The 17,425-nt window shown below is 44.0% G+C and carries 18 protein-coding genes and 1 riboswitch; of the genes, 2 read left to right on the forward strand and 16 right to left on the reverse strand.

Going from position 1 to position 17,425, the window contains the following annotated elements:
- Positions 1-99 precede the first annotated feature (99 nt).
- The 15 genes from BQ9856_RS01820 to BQ9856_RS01890 form a co-directional block, all read right to left on the reverse strand.
- Positions 100-1,011, reverse strand: a complete 912-nt coding sequence (locus BQ9856_RS01820; RefSeq protein ID WP_077609451.1) for a hypothetical protein — start codon at positions 1,009-1,011, stop codon at positions 100-102.
- An 86-nt stretch (positions 1,012-1,097) separates the two neighbouring features.
- The gene (locus tag BQ9856_RS01825) at positions 1,098-1,646 is read right to left on the reverse strand and encodes an imm11 family protein (protein WP_077609452.1); all 549 of its coding nucleotides are present in this window, start codon (positions 1,644-1,646) and stop codon (positions 1,098-1,100) included.
- Between the two features lie 6 nt (positions 1,647-1,652).
- Positions 1,653-2,798, reverse strand: a complete 1,146-nt coding sequence (locus BQ9856_RS01830) for a pentapeptide repeat-containing protein (RefSeq protein WP_077609453.1) — start codon at positions 2,796-2,798, stop codon at positions 1,653-1,655.
- A gap of 10 nt (positions 2,799-2,808) precedes the next feature.
- Positions 2,809-4,230 carry a contractile injection system protein, VgrG/Pvc8 family gene (locus tag BQ9856_RS01835; protein ID WP_084758070.1) on the reverse strand — a complete coding sequence of 474 codons (1,422 nt, stop codon included), beginning with the start codon at positions 4,228-4,230 and terminating at the stop codon, positions 2,809-2,811.
- A 33-nt stretch (positions 4,231-4,263) separates the two neighbouring features.
- Positions 4,264-4,860 (reverse strand): hypothetical protein, encoded by a 597-nt coding sequence (locus tag BQ9856_RS01840; RefSeq protein ID WP_077609455.1) that lies wholly within the window; start codon positions 4,858-4,860, stop codon positions 4,264-4,266.
- A gap of 380 nt (positions 4,861-5,240) precedes the next feature.
- Positions 5,241-5,903 carry a DUF1062 domain-containing protein gene (locus tag BQ9856_RS01845; RefSeq protein ID WP_077609456.1) on the reverse strand — a complete coding sequence of 221 codons (663 nt, stop codon included), beginning with the start codon at positions 5,901-5,903 and terminating at the stop codon, positions 5,241-5,243.
- A gap of 125 nt (positions 5,904-6,028) precedes the next feature.
- Positions 6,029-6,313, reverse strand: coding sequence for a CD3324 family protein (locus BQ9856_RS01850; protein ID WP_077609457.1), 285 nt, complete (start codon positions 6,311-6,313; stop codon positions 6,029-6,031).
- A 229-nt stretch (positions 6,314-6,542) separates the two neighbouring features.
- The gene (locus BQ9856_RS01855) at positions 6,543-7,205 is read right to left on the reverse strand and encodes a pentapeptide repeat-containing protein (RefSeq protein ID WP_077609458.1); all 663 of its coding nucleotides are present in this window, start codon (positions 7,203-7,205) and stop codon (positions 6,543-6,545) included.
- Positions 7,206-7,239: 34 nt separating this feature from the next.
- Positions 7,240-7,719 (reverse strand): 23S rRNA (pseudouridine(1915)-N(3))-methyltransferase RlmH, encoded by a 480-nt coding sequence (gene rlmH / locus BQ9856_RS01860; RefSeq protein ID WP_077609459.1) that lies wholly within the window; start codon positions 7,717-7,719, stop codon positions 7,240-7,242.
- Positions 7,720-7,730: 11 nt separating this feature from the next.
- Positions 7,731-8,759 carry an alpha/beta hydrolase gene (locus BQ9856_RS01865; protein WP_077609460.1) on the reverse strand — a complete coding sequence of 343 codons (1,029 nt, stop codon included), beginning with the start codon at positions 8,757-8,759 and terminating at the stop codon, positions 7,731-7,733.
- Positions 8,760-8,789: 30 nt separating this feature from the next.
- Positions 8,790-10,646 carry a DUF6320 domain-containing protein gene (locus BQ9856_RS01870; RefSeq protein ID WP_077609461.1) on the reverse strand — a complete coding sequence of 619 codons (1,857 nt, stop codon included), beginning with the start codon at positions 10,644-10,646 and terminating at the stop codon, positions 8,790-8,792.
- 12 nt (positions 10,647-10,658) lie between these two features.
- Positions 10,659-11,165 carry a GNAT family N-acetyltransferase gene (locus tag BQ9856_RS01875; protein WP_159441943.1) on the reverse strand — a complete coding sequence of 169 codons (507 nt, stop codon included), beginning with the start codon at positions 11,163-11,165 and terminating at the stop codon, positions 10,659-10,661.
- Positions 11,166-11,255: 90 nt separating this feature from the next.
- Positions 11,256-11,954 (reverse strand): response regulator transcription factor, encoded by a 699-nt coding sequence (locus BQ9856_RS01880; RefSeq protein WP_077609463.1) that lies wholly within the window; start codon positions 11,952-11,954, stop codon positions 11,256-11,258.
- A 21-nt stretch (positions 11,955-11,975) separates the two neighbouring features.
- Positions 11,976-12,680, reverse strand: a complete 705-nt coding sequence (locus BQ9856_RS01885; protein ID WP_077609464.1) for a helix-hairpin-helix domain-containing protein — start codon at positions 12,678-12,680, stop codon at positions 11,976-11,978.
- Positions 12,681-12,780: 100 nt separating this feature from the next.
- Positions 12,781-13,206 (reverse strand): DMT family transporter, encoded by a 426-nt coding sequence (locus tag BQ9856_RS01890; protein ID WP_077609465.1) that lies wholly within the window; start codon positions 13,204-13,206, stop codon positions 12,781-12,783.
- 138 nt (positions 13,207-13,344) lie between these two features.
- A riboswitch (TPP riboswitch) is annotated at positions 13,345-13,443 on the forward strand.
- Between the two features lie 26 nt (positions 13,444-13,469).
- Between BQ9856_RS01890 and thiT the strand changes: the two genes are divergently transcribed.
- Positions 13,470-14,141 (forward strand): energy-coupled thiamine transporter ThiT, encoded by a 672-nt coding sequence (gene thiT / locus BQ9856_RS01895; RefSeq protein WP_077609466.1) that lies wholly within the window; start codon positions 13,470-13,472, stop codon positions 14,139-14,141.
- Between the two features lie 16 nt (positions 14,142-14,157).
- Here thiT and eam read toward each other — a convergent pair whose 3' ends face one another.
- Positions 14,158-15,417, reverse strand: coding sequence for a glutamate 2,3-aminomutase (gene eam, locus BQ9856_RS01900; protein WP_077609467.1), 1,260 nt, complete (start codon positions 15,415-15,417; stop codon positions 14,158-14,160).
- A 420-nt stretch (positions 15,418-15,837) separates the two neighbouring features.
- Between eam and BQ9856_RS01905 the strand changes: the two genes are divergently transcribed.
- Complete coding sequence (locus BQ9856_RS01905) at positions 15,838-17,403, forward strand: class I SAM-dependent methyltransferase (RefSeq protein ID WP_077609468.1); 1,566 nt, start codon at positions 15,838-15,840, stop codon at positions 17,401-17,403.
- The last annotated feature ends 22 nt before the right edge of the window (positions 17,404-17,425 follow it).

Consider the following 17,425-nt stretch of genomic DNA (forward strand, 5'->3'; position numbering starts at 1 on the left):
GCACGACAAATTTTAGACACTATTCATATTCGGAAAATAAATTACTGCTGACAAGGCTACTGCTTCTTCCTTGGTAATTTCTCCCATATCTATTACCTCCTATTTTTGCAGTCTATTTTTTTCCTCTTGAATTTCTTTTTTCATGTCACTTATTAATAATTCTTTACTAATATCGAAGTCTCCATCTTCCGAATAATTTCCCCATCGTCTATAAAACAAGTTTCTTCCAAGAAACGAGGATTCTTCTCTATCTTTAAATATAAATTTAACATCGATAATAATGGATGTCTGTAAATCCATTTCTGGTATGTACTGCCATGGTTTATATTGCAAAGGATCGTAGTTCCATGGTTCATAGTGATACTCTTCCATTAATTCTGTTACACAAAGGGATATTTTTTCTGCCATCTCCTCTAGCTTTTCTTCTCTTATAAAAATATTAAAATCAACACTCGTATGATAATCTTTTGTATCAATAAAATCCTTACTGAACTCTTCATATTCATCTTTTATACGTGCTATATACGCTTCCTCTGAAGATCTATATCCCTCATAGAACCCGTCATATGTTATTGTATAAGCTATCCCATACTTTTTTGCTTTTTCCTTAAACCTCTTCTCCAGTAAATCTTGTCCATAACAGTCATGATACTCAAGGTCAGCCTGCAATCCGCCCGATTTATCAAAGGGAATCGGACTGGCATTCCCATAGCACCGGTAAGTATATACGTTAAATACAAAGGACGGATCACTTTCAGGGCTGGCTTCGTAAACAAGCCCCTCTGCAAGATCGGAATAAGGTCCAGGTGCATGTATCCACTTTCCCAATGACAGCAAATCCCTTTTACTTCGGATTTCAAATTCCTCCCCATAAGTCTCCTTTAATCTTTCAAGAACTTCTTCCTCTGTAAGCAGCGGCGGATACTCCACTTTTTCTTTTTTACAACTGACTGCCAAAGCACTTATCACTATTACACATAAAACTAATATTATTTTATGCAGCTTCTTCATTTCACTTCCTCCATAAAATCAGGCAACACTTTTTGTTCCTCTGTCAGCATAAGGACAAATGGAATGAAAGACCATATCCATCCGCGTTACACCACAGTAACCGGAGTTAAGACGATTCCCTCCATGGATCTTCGCAGTAAGCTTTCTGCCACATCAAGGCTCACTACCAGCCTCTTTTCCAATAATCCATCGATCATAAATATCTGCCTTGTTCCAATTTTTTTCTTATTCAGTACCATTTTCTTTAACAAACGGTTAGGAAATAACTCCGCACTTTCATCCAGACAGTCCTGCTCTCTTACGGCAAATAACCAGTAAACTTCCTGTATTTTTAAAACAGGATCACTTAAAAAAGCGGCTGTACTGCTAAAATATTGCTCATAAGCCTCAAAGATTTCCTTCATCCGGGTGGACAGCAGGGGAAGCGGCTGATATAAATAATCCGGATACATATTGCTGTCTTTGCTGATCACCCGGAAATTGTAACATTGTTCAAAGATCGCCTGATCGCTCCATCTTATATCCGTTGTCAGCTTTATTTCAATATCCGGTTTCAGCTGTTTCGGAAGGTATCGGTAATCAAGAGATACCACATGATTCATTGCTTTATCCTGAGAGAACAGAAAATACTCCATCACCGGTCACCTGCCTTTCTGAAATAAAATATTCTCTGACTGTTCCTCTGAAAACTGCACCCCAGCCTTTGCCTCCGGGCTGAAGACAGCATGATAGAGATTCGCGCCGGTAAAATCCGTATTTTCAAATACTGCATCCCTGAAATCGGCCCCCGCCAGATTCGCACCCTTAAATGTAGTATTTTTTAGAATCGTATTGGTGAAATCAGCCCCTATCCAGCTGATTATGCTAAGGTTCAATATAGATGGAATGCTGATCGGTGCAAAGGAATCGCGGAAATCGCTGTCAGTTAAATCGCAACCCGAAAAATCTGCATCCAATAAAACAGCATTTCTCCATATCGTACCTGTAAGATTGCATGCACTCCATTTCGTTTTCAAACAAAAGCTGTCACTAAGATCAGCATTGCTCATATCCGTATTCGTGAAGGTGCTTTTACTTAAATTAATCTCTTTCAGGCTCAAATATCCAAGCTGACAGTTTACATAATTTTTACAAAAAAATTCATCCGGAAGCTTTCTGTACTCCTGAAATTCCAACCTTATGGTATCACTGTCCTTTTCCACAATTTCTGTCAGATATAATTCATCCAGGCTTCCTTTGTATTCTCCTGCTATGATCCGGAAATCAGCAGTTTTTTGTATTGGTGAAATCCATTCCACTCCATACTCTTTGATGGTCTGCCTTGCTATTTCTATGATTAATTTGTTTACAAACTTTGTATAGTCATGTAATAAAAAGCTTCTGATATCACTTTCCAGTACGTTTCCCCGAAAGTATTTTGCTTTTTGATTCAACCGTTCTTCCAGCTTCCATATAAACTGAAAGATTTCTGACCCATCGAATTCCACAAATACAGGCTCTTCATCCAGATAAAATCTGTTATCAAAAGCATACATTCGTATTTTTCCTGTCTTGAGCAAAATTTCGCTTCGCAAGATGGAGATTGTTATGTATAAAATTTTCCCTTTTTCTCCAATCCTTTGCATGTCTGCTGTTTTTGCAGCCAATTCCTGCATACTTTCATAAATCTCTCTGCAGATAGTCTCTTTTCTTGCCCGGGCATATTCATACAGCAATTTAATCCCAATAGCAGCTTCGATAATCCCGTGCTGACCCCAAAAACGACTCAATGCTTTCTTTCTCTCCATCTGCTTCTCCTTAGTTAATATAAACTTTATTTCCCTTTAATTCTGTTTTTCCTTCCTTATCCATAGATATCTCTGCTTTGCCGCCGCAGCGGACCTTTATGCTGTCAGATGCCTCGATACTCACCTGATCTCCTGCGCTAAGCTCAATGGATTCTCCGGCTGCAATTGAGATATTTGTCTTTGATTGAACATAAATCGTCCCGCTTTCATCTAAAACCAATTTACTCCCGCCATTTGCTGAAATAATCACCTGCTGCGGAGTCCACATGATTTCCATTCCCTGTGGATTTCGTATGTACCTTCTCTGGTAGTCCGCCATTCGGTCTGTCTGCCCTTTTGAAGGTTGATAATTACTGACTGCACTGACGGCGAATGCAGACTTTTCATCTATATCCGGGATTTGGATTCTCACTTCATCTCTCACTTCCGGCATACAGTACCACCCGCTCCCGTCCTGTGAAGCATAAATAGAGGAATAAGAAAACCAATACGCTTTTTCTATACTCTGCTCCTTATCCGCCTCATGGATATGTACTTTAATCTGATCTCTTTGTACCGCTATTACCGTCCCTTTTAAAGAACTTCCTTTAAGCTGTTCATTATAGCTTAATTCCTTTTTAAGTCCGCCTTTTGTACTTAAATCATAGTATCCTGCCAGCCCAGCCTGCTGCATCCGGATTTCTGCTTTCTTCACATAAAATGGAATTTTCCTGAATGTTACCTGCTCTCCTAACTCCATCACCTTTAAAGCTTCAATCCTATAAGCGCTAAAGTCCAGACTCATGATATTCTGAATCGTATTTTTCTCAGCCTTCTGAAATTCTCCAAGCTCTCTATTTATTTCATAATCTGTTTTTGCAATTTCAACATTTCGTTCTATTGATGGCATACCTGCATGGTATGCTAAAAATCCTGCCTCAACATACGGAAACAGGCCCTGGTTTATATGAGATGCCAGACGCTTTATAAACTGCCAGTCCGTTTCGTCATATTGCAGGAACAACTGCCCTGTCGGTACATCAAATTCATTACTCACAATAACATTGGAATCTTTATATTCCCCTGTTATTCCTTTGATAATGTCCGCATAGGTAGCTGTTATATCCTGAAAAGAACGCTTCTTTTTTTCAATATCCATAAGAAATGTTTTTGAAATTGCCTGAACCGATATGCTGTAAACTCCTCCTTCTTTTTTCAAATTGATTTGACTTATCATTCCATAGAATAAAAACGAACCTGTACGAAATTTTATACAAATTTCAGTTTCCGGGCCGCACCGTTCCAGATAAGGCTCGGCCAATTCCGCTTTGACCTTGCCAGACAGCTCCAGACTGCTATGTTCATTTATTTCTTTATGAATTTCCAACGTTTCAATTGTTAAAAATTCAAATGGGCTGATTTGTAATTCTTCATATGTCATCATCTGATTCATTTTCATAATTCTCCTCTCATTCTGTATGAACCGCTATACCGGTTCCTCTTTCATTGTCATAAAAATACGGTAAACCACGGACTGCCATGCCTGAAAACACTCTTCCTGCATTTGAAAATTTATTATAATTACTTTTCTGTTACAAATAATAATTCCTGCCGTATTATATATTTTTTTATCCGGCATCCTTAGCAGCATTGTAAAGATATCTGCCTCCATCTCCTTATGCACCATAGTTTTTGAAAAAACCAATTCTGATTGCTGCTTTGATTCATTCATCATTTTTTTATAATGCTCTTCTATCTCCTGTATTCCAGGTTTTTGTTCCTGATCTAACCGTTTGATTGTCAGCAGAAACTGATTACTGAATGAAAATACAGCCATTTCCTCTCTTTCTGCCAGTAGTCTTATACCTTTCGGTAAAAGTATGGAAAGCCCATATTTAGAAAAGGAATACCGGATAAATTCATATTGAATATTATCTATAAATAAGCTTTCCCCTTCCTCTATTTCCTGTAAACCATTTACATCTGATTCACTGATAAGAGCAGGCTCTGCTGTTTCTTGGAATTCTGATTTCAACAGAACATTCCTTCTTGCTTTTGCAAATAATAAATCAATGTCATTCATTTTTTATTCCCTTCTAATCCACCCTCCGAGATAGTAAGTAACTACCCGTAATAAATGAACCCGTATATATCCTCATTCGACATTTTATGAGCATTATTTCAACTTATGAGCATTGTTTCAACCCAAGTGCCAAAATTATACACGTTGAGTGCCAAAATTTGCACATCAACCTTTTTGCTTCCGTAATATTACCTGAATGTAGAACCACATTCCTAGTTTATAAGCGGTTTCACATGTTGAAAGTAAGCTTTAAAGTTTAAGTAGAAAAGTTACCACATATGCCATATTCTATTTATATAAATGACTTAAAAAAATAAAGGTAACGGCTGTCATAATAAGACCCATTACCTTTAAAATACCATACAATTTTTTGTGATTTCTCAATACTTAACACACCTTTTCACTTTACAGGGAATAAAATCAGATTCATGGGATTCCCTCAATGCTTTCGTTTTAAAAGCCTCTGTTCTGATCTGCAAAAGCATTCCATCCTTTACTCTGCTTTTAGGTGATAAAACCCCGCTCCCGCTGGCAATCAGCCCTTCTTCACACCATTTCTTTATCCTACTTCTTGAAACAGAGAGCTGACGCACTAAAAACAAGTCAACCCTTAAATCAAAACCGGCAGGAACCCTTACTTCTACCTCTATGGCATGATCATCCATGCAGGGAAGGGGGGTAACCACCTCCAGTATATGGTACTCTGTTCTAGTATTTGCTGCTTCTGCTTTGTTTTTTGCAAATAAATCTCTGTCAGATCCATATATGGCAGCCAGATAGGGATCATTTTTTAAAAATCCCTCATATTCCTTTTCATCAAGGTGCCCGGCCTCCGCTCTTTCCCAAATTGCCATATTCCAGGAGGTCTCACACTTACCGCACCGGTATATCAGCCAGACATCGATGAGACGTCCATTGGCATTTACTCTGAATTTTCCGCTATTTTTATATTCCGTCTTTTTTCCGCATTTCGGACACCTTCTTATGACAAAAGGAAGTTCATCCGGCGTGATGATCCATTGTTTCCGAAAATTCCGTTTCATGTTTTTCCTCCATTCATGCAGATTTTCTTATGTTACTGTATCACGCCTTTTTTCTTCATCCTACCTCAAACTCTATTATGAAAGAAAGAAAAGGCGGCACATCATGCTCTTTCCGATGTGCCGCCCTACTCTATTTTCTTTTTTCTCTTTTCCTGAAGTACGATTCTCTGAATGCTTTTCTCAGACAGGTAATACCGCTCAGCAAGCATCTTCACACAGATGCCAGAAGCATAATCCCTGTAAATGGCCAGGTCACGGAGCTCACGCTCCTCCCTGGCGCCCGTCCCCTCACCCCAGGTCCTTTTATTTTCCTGTTTTCTGGGGATGTAAATATATTCCCCATCAATATAATTCTGAATGAATTCCACCAGTTCCACCGGCAAAATTTCATTTGCTTTCTTATAGCGCATCGCTGCCTCCCAAACATGATTTTTCTGTCCGGAATAGCAAAGGCTATACAATTACTGTCATATTTTCACTGCATAACCTGTGCTATGCAGTCTTTGCGGGGTCCATCATAAAAAAGCTCGCCTCCTTAAAAGATATATGTCCTTCTTCAACATAATCAAAACCATTATACCATACGAAGCATCCTTATAAACCTCACACTCATTCCAGAATCATTTTAGAGGCAGCGGTTTATCCGTTTTTTATAACCACCCCAAGATACTTTGCCAGCTCTGCCGCCTGGTATAAATCCACCACAGCTCCCCTGACCTCCCGGCAGTCATCGGAAAGCATCAGGCCCTGTATGACGCTGTCCGTAAAGTCCATACCATTTAACATGGTCTTAAAAAAGCTGGCATTTTCCAGGCAGACCCGGTTCCATTCCACCGCTTTGCAGCGGCACTGGGTGATGGAGCTCCCCCGGAGCTGAGTACCGGAAAACCGGATATGTTCAAGCTTAGAGGAATCAAAATTAGCATAGTCAAAATTGCTTTCTTCAACCGCCGTATGGAGTATGGTGCTCCCACAGAATCTCACACCCACTCCCTTGGAGGCAAGAAATTCCGCCCGGTTAAAATAACCGTCTGTGAAATTGCAGTTGGAAACATCACAGGACTGAAATACCACATCGGAAAATTCCCCTTTTTCAAAGTTACAATTTTGAAATATACAGTTCTCGAATACGACTGCGGAAAAACGCATGCGGGAAAGATCCTCTTCCGCCATGCGGATATTCCTTACGAGAACAGCTTTAACAGCTTCCTCCTCATCCTTCCTGTTAAAGAGTTCAGCCACATCTTCCAGAACATACTCCATTTCCTCCGGAAGAATCGGGGTAAGAAACTTTTGACTCATCTCCGTTTTCTCCTTTTCGCTGGGTTCGGGTTTTTTACTTGTGATACGGCTCTCCATTGATGATCCGGTAGCTGCGGTATATCTGCTCCAGCAAGATCACCCGCATAAGCTGGTGGGGAAACGTCATCCGGGAGAAACTCAGCTTATAATCCGCCCTTTTTAAAACGGCCTCCGACAGGCCTAAGGAGCCCCCGATGACAAATATAATCTGGCTGGTCCCTCCCACTCCCAGAGCGTTTATTTTCTCAGACAGCTTAACGGAATCCGGCATTTCCCCTTCAATGGCCAGGGCAGCCACGTAGGCACCCTCTTTGATGGAAGAGAGTATCCGCTCCCCTTCCCTGTCCTTAATCTGCCGCTCCACGGCCTCACCGGCGCTGTCCGGTGTCTTTTCATCCGCCACCTGTATGATCTCCAGCTTACAGTAACGGCTCAGTCTCTTGCTGTATTCCGCGATGGCGTCGGCATAAAACTTCTCCTTTATTTTACCCACAGTCACCAAAGTTATCTTCATTGGAGTCTCCTTTATGTGTCCAGCTCCTTCTTCATCATAGCGATCAGAAGTCTGGTCATATCCCTCACCGGTTTCTTATGTTCTGTCTTTACCTTCCGCACCACTTTTCCCTCCGGCTTCACATTGATATGATAGACGGCCCTTAAAAATCCCTCTACCTCGTCCCAGGCTTCCCGGCTCTCCGGAATCAAGTCCAGGCCCATCTGGAATACATGGAACATTCCTTCGTACACGGAAAGGCGCCGTTTTACGCCCGCCTTTTTTAAATGATCTGCAACCGTCAGGGTATCGCTTAAAAGCACCTCATAGCCTCCCACCTGCATGAGGACGGGAGGGAATCCCTCATACTCTCCAAATACCGGAGAGAGATACGGATCTGCCGGATCCCTTTCGCCGATATAGGCGGAATGGTAAAGCATGTTATCGGTTGAATTGCCGAACAGGGGGTCGATCTCATAGTTTGTCACATGGCTTTCCCCGCTGTTGGTCAGATCCGTCCAGGCGGACATGGTAATAAAACCGCCGGGCAGGGCAATCCCATGATCCCTAAGATACAGACCCAGTGCCAGACTTAAGCCGCCTCCTGCCGAATCACCTGCCACCACAATATGTTCCGGACTGTATCCCTTTTCAAAAAGAAGCCATTCATAGGCAGCCACCGCATCTTCCAGGGCTGCCGGGTAGGGATTTTCCGGGGCCACCCGGTAATCGAGGGTCAGCACATCCCCTCCATAGCTTAACTTGGAATACCGGACCGCAAACCTCCGGTAAATGTTCTTCATCGGCCCGATGTATCCGCCGCCGTGAAGCTGAAGGATCACGCGCCCTGTCACCACTCCCGCCGGACGCAGATATTCCATTTTAAAATGCTCCATCTCTATGATTTCATATTCGTATCCAGCCGGACAGGTCCAGGCCGGCTCCACCGGATACTTTCTCAGTTCTCCGGTCCGGATCGGCTGTTTTAATGAAGTCTCCATCACGTTCTGCATCATATCTCTCACCAGGTTTCCCCGCACACTCACTTTTCTTTTACTCATCCGCAAAGCCCTCCTTTCCCAACTGCATGGTTACACATGAAAACGCCGCTTCAATTCCGTTTTCACGCTGCGGTCGCCAAGCACGATGGTAACGGCCAGAATGAAAACGGTCACGATCACAGTAATAAGCGCCAGAGGCAGTCTGGTAAGCAGACCTGCCGCCCAAAGGATCAGAGGAATAAAACTGAAGACCGTAATGGCGATCTGATACATGAAATAGCTCTGCCAGTTCATCCGGTTCACCAGAATCAGGAATACCACCGCCAGATCCGCAAACAGGATGGTACTTGGGATTCCGTAGTTCACGGACCATCCGCTGTAACCGGAGGAATGGTCGATCGCCACCCATAGAAATTCCGCCGCCGCTGTCTGCAGAAGGATCTTACCGGCTAAGTTGGAATGGCGCATAAAGGAATACCGGACCGTAAGGACCGCATATGCCATAAGGCCAATGGCAATGACCGACCATAAGGACCCGGTATAAGTGGCATAATTAATGAATCCCAAAACAGCGGATATAAAAATCATCAGACCATAGAAGACATTGACCAGCTTTTTAAGACGTTCCTGATCATATCGGATCTGGGGATACATTCCCCTGTCATCCCGTTTGTCCGGAACTCCGTTGCTCTCCAGCTTTACAGGTATCCCCTTTTCCTTCAGGAACCCAAAGAAGCGGTCCTGAAGCCTGGTGTCCTGGAACACAGAGGTAAAGGTTACAATCACCTCATCCTTATAAGCGCAGACCGAGCATTTCACAGGCTGCCTTCTGGAAACCCCGATCATCAAATAAAAACGTTCTATTTCCCCGGCATATTCCTCATCAATCTGAACCGGCCCGATATTGGAAAGAGTCATGGTGTAAGCTTTATCATTCTTTCGGAAAATCAGGTTTAAAACGCACCATTTTATAAAAAGGGGCGTTGCCCGCAGATACCACTTTTTTTCATTGGAAACATTGTAGGAAATGGTCTCCTCCATCTTTTCCTTTGTGATCTTTAAGTCCATCTGACTGCTCACTGTTTTCAGCACCTCTTCAAAGGTATGCTCTTCACTGGAAGAAAGAAAATCTATGAGCGTCACGGCAAAAAAATTGGCCATGGTCTCCGAACCGAAAAACGACCTCAGATTAATGGGTATGCTGATGCCGATGGATTCCCCCCAGGGTTTCCCTCCCAAATATTCCTGATAAATGGCCCAGATCAGGGAAGCTGTCAGAAACCTGGTTATGCTGACTCCGTAACGTTTACCGGCCTCTTTTAACTCCCTTAAGGCCACGTAGCCGTGAAGAATATTTTCCTCATCTAACGGAAGTGGTTCTCCGGTCAGATGATAGGCCTTCCTGGAACTGTATTTGCGCCTTGCGGTCTTTTTATAATGGCGGACATAACTGTCTTCCACATTCATGGAAACGTCCGATGATATTTTCTGGGAAGCCTTATGGCCGGTTCCGGAATTCCGTTTTAAATCCAGATACCGGTAGACCAGGGCCTTCAAAAAATTTACCGCCCCAAGGCCGTCCGTAACTGCATGAAATACCTCCAGATTGATCCGTCTGTCAAAATAACTGACCCGGAATAAAAAGAGCTGGCTGCTGTGAGGGTCGATGTATTTACATGGGTAGGTCGTTTCCCTCTCAATGACCGGCATCCTTTTGTTATGCTCAAAATAATACCAGAAAAAACCTCTCCGCAGTCTCACCGAAAATCCTTCAAACTGGGGAAGAATCTCTTCCAAAGCCCGCTGCAGGGTCCCCGGATCCACCTCTTCCTTTAAAGTTGCTGAAATCCGGAACACATTGCTTAAATTCTCGCTGGCTATGACCGGAAACAGCTTCGCCGTATTATCCAGCCTTCTCCATCTTTCTCCCTGTGGGCTTCGTTTCATACTGCCGGTGCCTCACTTCCCTGCATCCTTAAAATCCAGAAGCATGTCATACCAAATGGCTCCTCCGTGTACAGACCCGGAAACTCCCATGTTCCGGTATCCGAATTTTTCATAATAATGTATCAGCCGGTCCTTGCAGGTGAGAATCATTCCCTTTCTGCCCCTTCTCCCCGCTTCTTCTATGAGACGGTCCATGAGAGCAGCAGCAATTCCCCTGCCCCTCCACTTCTCTGCCACATCAAGGCCGAAAACGCTTTGATAGGCACCATCCGGATCATGAAGGTCCGGATTCTCGAACATCTCGTCGCAGATAGTATTCCCATTTGTGGCGCAGCCATTAATAAAACCGATGATCGTCCCGCCGGCAAGCTCCGCCACAAAAAAACTTTCCGGAAACCTCCCGATCCTCTGCCGGAAAGCTTCTTTTCCAGCCGCCTCCGCCGCAGGAAAACAGAGGGCTTCCACCTCTGCCACCCCGTCTAAATCTTCTTTTCTCACCATTCTGATGTTATAATCCACTGAATCCATAACTCCAGCTCCTTAATCCCTAAAATCTAAGAAAAGGCGGATCCTTCCGGTTTCCCGTCAGAAATCCTCCTCTTTCTTTTTCTATACCCGGAAATAATATCCCACGCCCCATTTGGTATGCACATATTTGGGATCGCTTGGGCTGGGCTCGATCTTCTCTCTCAGACGCCTTACATGGACATCAACAGTGCGGACATCTCCCGTATCCATGACCTTGTTGCCCCACACATAAGTAAGAAGCTGTTCCCTGCTGTAAACCTTACCCGGATTGCAGGTAAGCAGCTCCAAAAGATCAAATTCCTTCGCCGTCAAATTAATCTCTTTCTCACCGATAAAAACACGCCTGCTGTCACGGTCAAGCTTTAAGTCGCCTGCCGTCACCACATGGCTGTCATCCTGACGCTCCCGTCTGCCCTTTTTCGCATTCCGGCGCATGATGGCCTTGATCCTGGCCTTTACTTCAAGAATGTTAAAGGGTTTGGTAATATAATCGTCTGCCCCGTATTCCAGGCCCAGAATCTTATCCATATCATTGCCTTTTGCCGTCAGCATGATGATCGGCATCTCGGAGAATTCCCGGATGGCCTGGCACACCTCGTATCCGTCGAACTTCGGAAGCATGACATCCAAAAGGACCACATCATATTCCCTCTGTTTCGCCAGATTAATGGCTTCCTCCCCGTCATAGGCACAATCCACTTCCATACCGTCCTGCTCCAGACTGAATCTCATTCCCTTAACAATCAGTTTTTCATCATCAACTACTAATACACTTGCCATATCACACCTCTGCCCTCTATCTCAAACCGTTATATCATCTTTTATTTTCTGAAATGCCGCATCTTTAATACCGGATATCTTCATGATATCCTCAATCCTCTGAAATCCACCGTGGCTGTCCCGATACCGTATGATATCATCGGCCTTGGCCTCTCCGATTCCCCGAAGAGTCATCAGCTCTTCTTTGGCCGCAGTATTTAAATTCACCTTTGGCTTTTGTCCCTCGGACGGCGCTTCGGCCGGTAAGGAAAGTTCAGCGCGGGCCCTGGCCGCCTCTGCCTCTTCCTTATTAAGTACCTCGATCTTCATACCGTCGCTGACCCGCTCCGCCATATTCAAATATTCCCCAGCAGCATTTTCTGTAAAACCTCCGGCTCTCTCAATTGCCTGAAAGATCCTGCTCCCTTCTTGAAGCTCATAAACACCGGGAGAAACCACTTCCCCGCAGATATGTACATAAAAGGATGAGGAAGCCTTATCTCCTGTCTTCCCGGAATCACCATCCGGCTCTGCTTCCCCAGACGGACCGGACTGCTGAAAACCTGTCCGCCCGCCGGACCTTTCGTCTGACCCGCCTTCATCACTTGAAATTTCCCTGGAAGCAGACGGCTCAGACAGCTCGATCTCTTCTGCCCGGGTTCCGTGATTGCTTTTTAAGCCGTAGCATATGCCCGCAGCCAAAATGAACAGGGCAATGACAGCAATTCTTACTTTCTGGTATTTCATGATATCCCTCCTTACAAAAATTCTCAAAAAAGGATACCATCTTCAGCCTATGTTACTATTCTACCTAAAGAAATAGGTAAATACAAGCACTATTTCCAAATTAATTAAATATCATGATTCCAATGATCGCAACCACCGCCCCGATCAGTTTTTTCCATTCAAATCCCACTTTTTCAACTCCAAATAATCCGAACACTTCCACGGCATAAGCCACAATGATCTGGGATACCACGATGATCAAAGCTGCTTTGGCCGGCCCTAAGGTACCCATGCTCCTAACCACTGTATATGTGATAAATGCGCCGATGATACCACCGAGCAGCATGTATTTCGGCTGCACATCAAAAAGTCCTGAAATGTTGTCTTTTCCTGAAAAATACCACAGGACCAGACAGGTTATAAACGCCGTCAGCTGCACCCAGCCGGTCGCTACCCACATGCTGGTCTGTTTTGTCACTCCCGTATTAAAAACTCCCTGGATACTCATAAGTGCCCCTGATATAAGAGCTATAATAAAGCCTGTCATAACAAACAACCTCCATACTTCCAATTTTCATCATTTCATAGGTTGTGCTTTATTTATTTTTTTATACTTATTTTACATTTTGACATGACTTGACAAGCGTATGGATTTGCGATATACTCACAGCGAAAACATAGATTGTACACACGCTAGGGGAGCCTTGGGCTGAGACTGGTAAAAACCTAACCCTCACTACTTGAACCGGATAATACCGGCGTAAGGAAGCATCAGTAGTCCCCTCCTGCGCGCACAAAGGAGGATTTTTTATGTCTTTTTTTCTAACTTATTCTGCAGAAAATGAAGAATACTTATTAAAACCGGCCGGATACGGGCTGGTAATCGTTCTGCTTCTGGCAGTCCTGGCGGGTCTCCACCTGCTTGGCATGTCCGCCGGCAAATCCAAACAGCTTAAGACCCGTCAGCTGGTTTACTGTGGGGGCGCGATGGCACTGGCAATGGTAGCTTCCTTTATTAAATTTGCCACACTTCCATTCGGCGGCTCCATTACCATGTTTTCCATGCTGTTCATCTGTCTGATCGGCTATGTTTACGGCTTAAAGACCGGAATCATGACCGGTGTGGCATACGGCATCCTTCAGTTTATCACAGGCCCCTATATATACGCCCCGCTGCAGGTCCTGCTTGATTATCCTCTGGCCTTCGGCGCTTTGGGCCTTTCCGGACTTTTCTGCAACAAAAAGCATGGCCTTATTACCGGATACATTGCAGGTGTTCTGGGCCGCTATGTATGCCATGTCATCTCCGGCTATATATTTTTTGCTTCCTATGCACCGGAAGGCATGAACTCGTTTCTTTATACCATGGGATACAATGCGACTTACATTCTGCCGGAACTGATCGTAACGGTCATCATCCTGTATTTTCCTCCGGTGCTGAGGGCCATCGGGCAGATGAAACGGCAGGCGGTTAACGGATAAACAGAATCCTTTCCGTTTATTCCAGCCACTCCCTGATATCCTTTGTCTCATGATCTTCATATTTCACAATATTGCCTTCCCAGGTTCTCAGTTTTACGTAACCTGGTCCCCGGGACACAACATAATTGGGGAATATGGGCGTTTTCCCCTGCCCTTTGGGGGCATTTACGATAAATGTCGGGATCGCCATGCCGGATGTATAGCCTCTTAAGTATTCCATGATTTCCACGCCATCCTCAATTGATGTATTAAAATGAGTGGTTCCCTGTACATGCTTTGCATGAAAGATATAATAAGGCCTTACCCTGCATTTCAGCAATTCATGATTGAGCACCCGCATGACATATTTATCATTGTTGATCCCATTTAACAGCACAGCCTGATTTCCAAGAACGATTCCGGAATCCGCTAATTTGCCGCAGGCGGCTTTTGCAGCCCGGGTAATTTCCATGGGATGATTAAAATGCGTATTGATGTAGATCGGATGATATTTTTTCAGCATGGAACATAACCGGTCCGTAACCCTTTGGGGCATGGTCACCGGGGTTCTGGTGCCCAGGCGAATATAATCAACGTGCGGAATTTCTTTCAGTTGTTTTATGATCCACTCAAGCTCTTCATCGGAAAGGCATAACGCATCTCCGCCGGTAATTAAAACATCTCTTATTTCTTCATTCTCTCTTATGTAATCTATGGATTCCTGAATGATTTCACGGGACCGGTGGACATCCTCTTCTCCAATATTTCTCCTTCTCTGGCAATGCCTGCAAAACATGGCACACTCATTGGTCACATTGATGATCAGCCTGTCGGGATAACGTCTCGTAATACAGCCCGCCGGATTTGTAAATTCTTCTCCCATAGGATCTAAGTCCGTACAGGAATCCTCCAGCTCTTTATACGTGGGGATCGATAACAGCCTGATCGGATCATACCTGTCATCCGGATCAGCCAGACTTAAATAATATGGAGAGACCGCCCATCTGAATTTTTTCTCAACTTTCTGAATCTGCATTTTTTCCTTTTCACTTAGGTTCACTATTTTACTTAATGTTTCCACATCTGAAATCCTATGATTCAACTGCCATTGGTAATCATTCCAGTCCTCTTCTGCGGCATCCAGTACTTTTAATATTTTGTTCTTTCGATTTATTAACTCCTCTTCCTTTTCCAGCCCTTTGGGAATCTCATTTCTTGCCTCTAAAAAATCTTCAATCCGCCCTTTTAATTCCTTTGCCCGTTCCATTGATATTTGTCGTTTTCTGTCTTTTTCCATATAAATTCTCCTTTCATTCCTTTATTCAACTGGCCAAAAAATCAGCTCCATACCGATATTTTTGCAACGAAAAACAAAAGCTTCGGTATTTTTATCACGAAACAATCACCTATCCGGTTAAATTTAAATTATAAACTTTCCTGTGGGAGGGTTATAGAAAAGTGAAACGTTGTTTCAAATACTAAATTTTCAGATATGGGGACCAATCAAAATGTCGGATTATTGTTACAAAAACCTTCCAAGCCGCCCCGAGTAACAACTTGATTATAGCAGATAAGTTGTTACTTAGTCAACCGTGTTGATAAAAACAGAGGAAACAGTGTACGCCAGATCCATTATCACACCAGCATGTACCTGTGGAATATAATGGTATGAAAGCATTTTGGATCATAGGAACCAAGTAAAATAAAAGGAGAAATTATGATGAATCAGGAACAATCCATTACCAGTGTGGAAGAGCTTCACAAAAAGGCTGCTGAAAACAGCCGTAATTATGAAATTTATTTTCGGATGGGCGAATATTACAAAAAAAGCGGGAACTTAAAGCGTGCCTACCTCTGCTACGCCCACAGCTCCTTCCTCTGTGACAAGGAGGAGGACGCCAAGCTCATATCCGATGTTCTGACGGCATTTACAAAGGAATATGCAAAGGACATTCCAAAGGCAGCATTTATCATTCCTTCCGTACCATCCCAGGAGCAAATGGAAATAATCCTTTCTACATGCCTTGCTGCCCAGGAGGACTGCCAGACCGTTGTGGTGATTGACCGGGAAGAATCTGAGGAGGTTACAAACTGGCTGAAAGGTCAGAAAGATATCTCGTATGTATCGGGAAAAGGACTTTCCCCCGCCCTGGCATACCGGAAAGCGGCAAAACTTACAAAGAAAAATGAGGATATCCTATTCCTGGGTCAGGGATCCGTTCTTTTGAACCACGCGTTATTTCAATTGCGCATGTCCCTGTACAAAACCAATGATATCGGCGCGGTAAACGCTGTTACCAATGGCCCGGCATTGGGCCTGGTTGATTTAAAAACCCCCATTGACCGGGCCAATGTCTATGCCGCCGAGCATAACCTGCCCGGGGATGAGCATATGGATCCGGTCCTGATTCCCTCATGTCTCACCATTTTGGTGCAAAGAGACAGCTGGGCGGCCGTTAAGGGATTTGACGAGCATTTTTCCACCCAGGAAGTGTTGGAGAAAGACTTAAGCTTCCAGCTGCTGCACAAAAAGAAACTCACGTATTTATGCCATCATGCCTATGTCTATACCTTTGGGCAGCAGCAAAGCAACCAGGCCCGCTTGGCTGACTACGATTATTTCCACCAGAAATGGAATGTGCGGCTCAATTACTCTCTTTTCAGCCGGCCGGATATCCTTGCCCTGGTTACCGATCCGAAAGAAACTCCATTAAGAGCTCTTGATGTGGGATGTGCATGCGGAGCATCCTTGCTTTCCATGAAAAACAAGTATCCGTCAGCCGAGCTTCACGGCATCGAATTAGATCCCGGTTCCTGGAAAATCTCTTCCCTTCTTTTTCCTGTCACCCAGGGCAATGTGGAAGAGAATCTGGATTATCCGGAGGGATTTTTTGATTATATCATATTCGGTGATGTGTTGGAACATCTTCACCAGCCGGAATCCGTATTGGTTAACATGAAGCGCTATTTAAAACCGGGAGGCGCTATTCTGGCAAGCATCCCGAACGTAATGCATATTTCTGTTATAAGCGACTTATTAAACGGTTTTTGGACCTATCAGGAAAGCGGGATCCTTGACCGGACACATCTGCGCTTTTTTACCAAAACAGAAATTACCCGCATGTTTTCCCGGGCCGGATATGAGATCGAAGATATGGGAGTAACCAGGGTCTGGATCAGCCCGGAACAGCAGAAAATGATCGATCAGCTGTGTTCCTTTACCAAAAGCCAGCCGGATGCATTTACCACATACCAGTATCTGGTGAAAGCGCGGAAAAAATAGGATCCTGTGCCTGCAGGCAGAC

The organism is Clostridium sp. Marseille-P2415, from assembly GCF_900155545.1.
GTDB lineage: Bacteria > Bacillota > Clostridia > Lachnospirales > Lachnospiraceae > Lacrimispora.

Coding starts and splice junctions, on each gene's coding strand:
- BQ9856_RS01830 (WP_077609453.1), bottom strand. CDS start 2,798: ATGGAGAGAAAGAAAGCATTGAGTCGTTTTTGGGGTCAGCACGGGATT.
- BQ9856_RS01835 (WP_084758070.1), bottom strand. CDS start 4,230: ATGAATCAGATGATGACATATGAAGAATTACAAATCAGCCCATTTGAA.
- BQ9856_RS01850 (WP_077609457.1), bottom strand. CDS start 6,313: ATGCGCTATAAGAAAGCAAATGAAATTTTGCCGGTGGAACTGGTGGAA.
- BQ9856_RS01855 (WP_077609458.1), bottom strand. CDS start 7,205: ATGAGTCAAAAGTTTCTTACCCCGATTCTTCCGGAGGAAATGGAGTAT.
- BQ9856_RS01865 (WP_077609460.1), bottom strand. CDS start 8,759: ATGAGTAAAAGAAAAGTGAGTGTGCGGGGAAACCTGGTGAGAGATATG.
- rlmH (WP_077609459.1), bottom strand. CDS start 7,719: ATGAAGATAACTTTGGTGACTGTGGGTAAAATAAAGGAGAAGTTTTAT.
- BQ9856_RS01880 (WP_077609463.1), bottom strand. CDS start 11,954: ATGGCAAGTGTATTAGTAGTTGATGATGAAAAACTGATTGTTAAGGGA.
- BQ9856_RS01825 (WP_077609452.1), bottom strand. CDS start 1,646: ATGGAGTATTTTCTGTTCTCTCAGGATAAAGCAATGAATCATGTGGTA.
- BQ9856_RS01845 (WP_077609456.1), bottom strand. CDS start 5,903: ATGAAACGGAATTTTCGGAAACAATGGATCATCACGCCGGATGAACTT.
- BQ9856_RS01840 (WP_077609455.1), bottom strand. CDS start 4,860: ATGAATGACATTGATTTATTATTTGCAAAAGCAAGAAGGAATGTTCTG.
- thiT (WP_077609466.1), top strand. CDS start 13,470: ATGTCTTTTTTTCTAACTTATTCTGCAGAAAATGAAGAATACTTATTA.
- BQ9856_RS01820 (WP_077609451.1), bottom strand. CDS start 1,011: ATGAAGAAGCTGCATAAAATAATATTAGTTTTATGTGTAATAGTGATA.
- BQ9856_RS01905 (WP_077609468.1), top strand. CDS start 15,838: ATGATGAATCAGGAACAATCCATTACCAGTGTGGAAGAGCTTCACAAA.
- eam (WP_077609467.1), bottom strand. CDS start 15,417: ATGGAAAAAGACAGAAAACGACAAATATCAATGGAACGGGCAAAGGAA.
- BQ9856_RS01870 (WP_077609461.1), bottom strand. CDS start 10,646: ATGAAACGAAGCCCACAGGGAGAAAGATGGAGAAGGCTGGATAATACG.
- BQ9856_RS01885 (WP_077609464.1), bottom strand. CDS start 12,680: ATGAAATACCAGAAAGTAAGAATTGCTGTCATTGCCCTGTTCATTTTG.
- BQ9856_RS01890 (WP_077609465.1), bottom strand. CDS start 13,206: ATGACAGGCTTTATTATAGCTCTTATATCAGGGGCACTTATGAGTATC.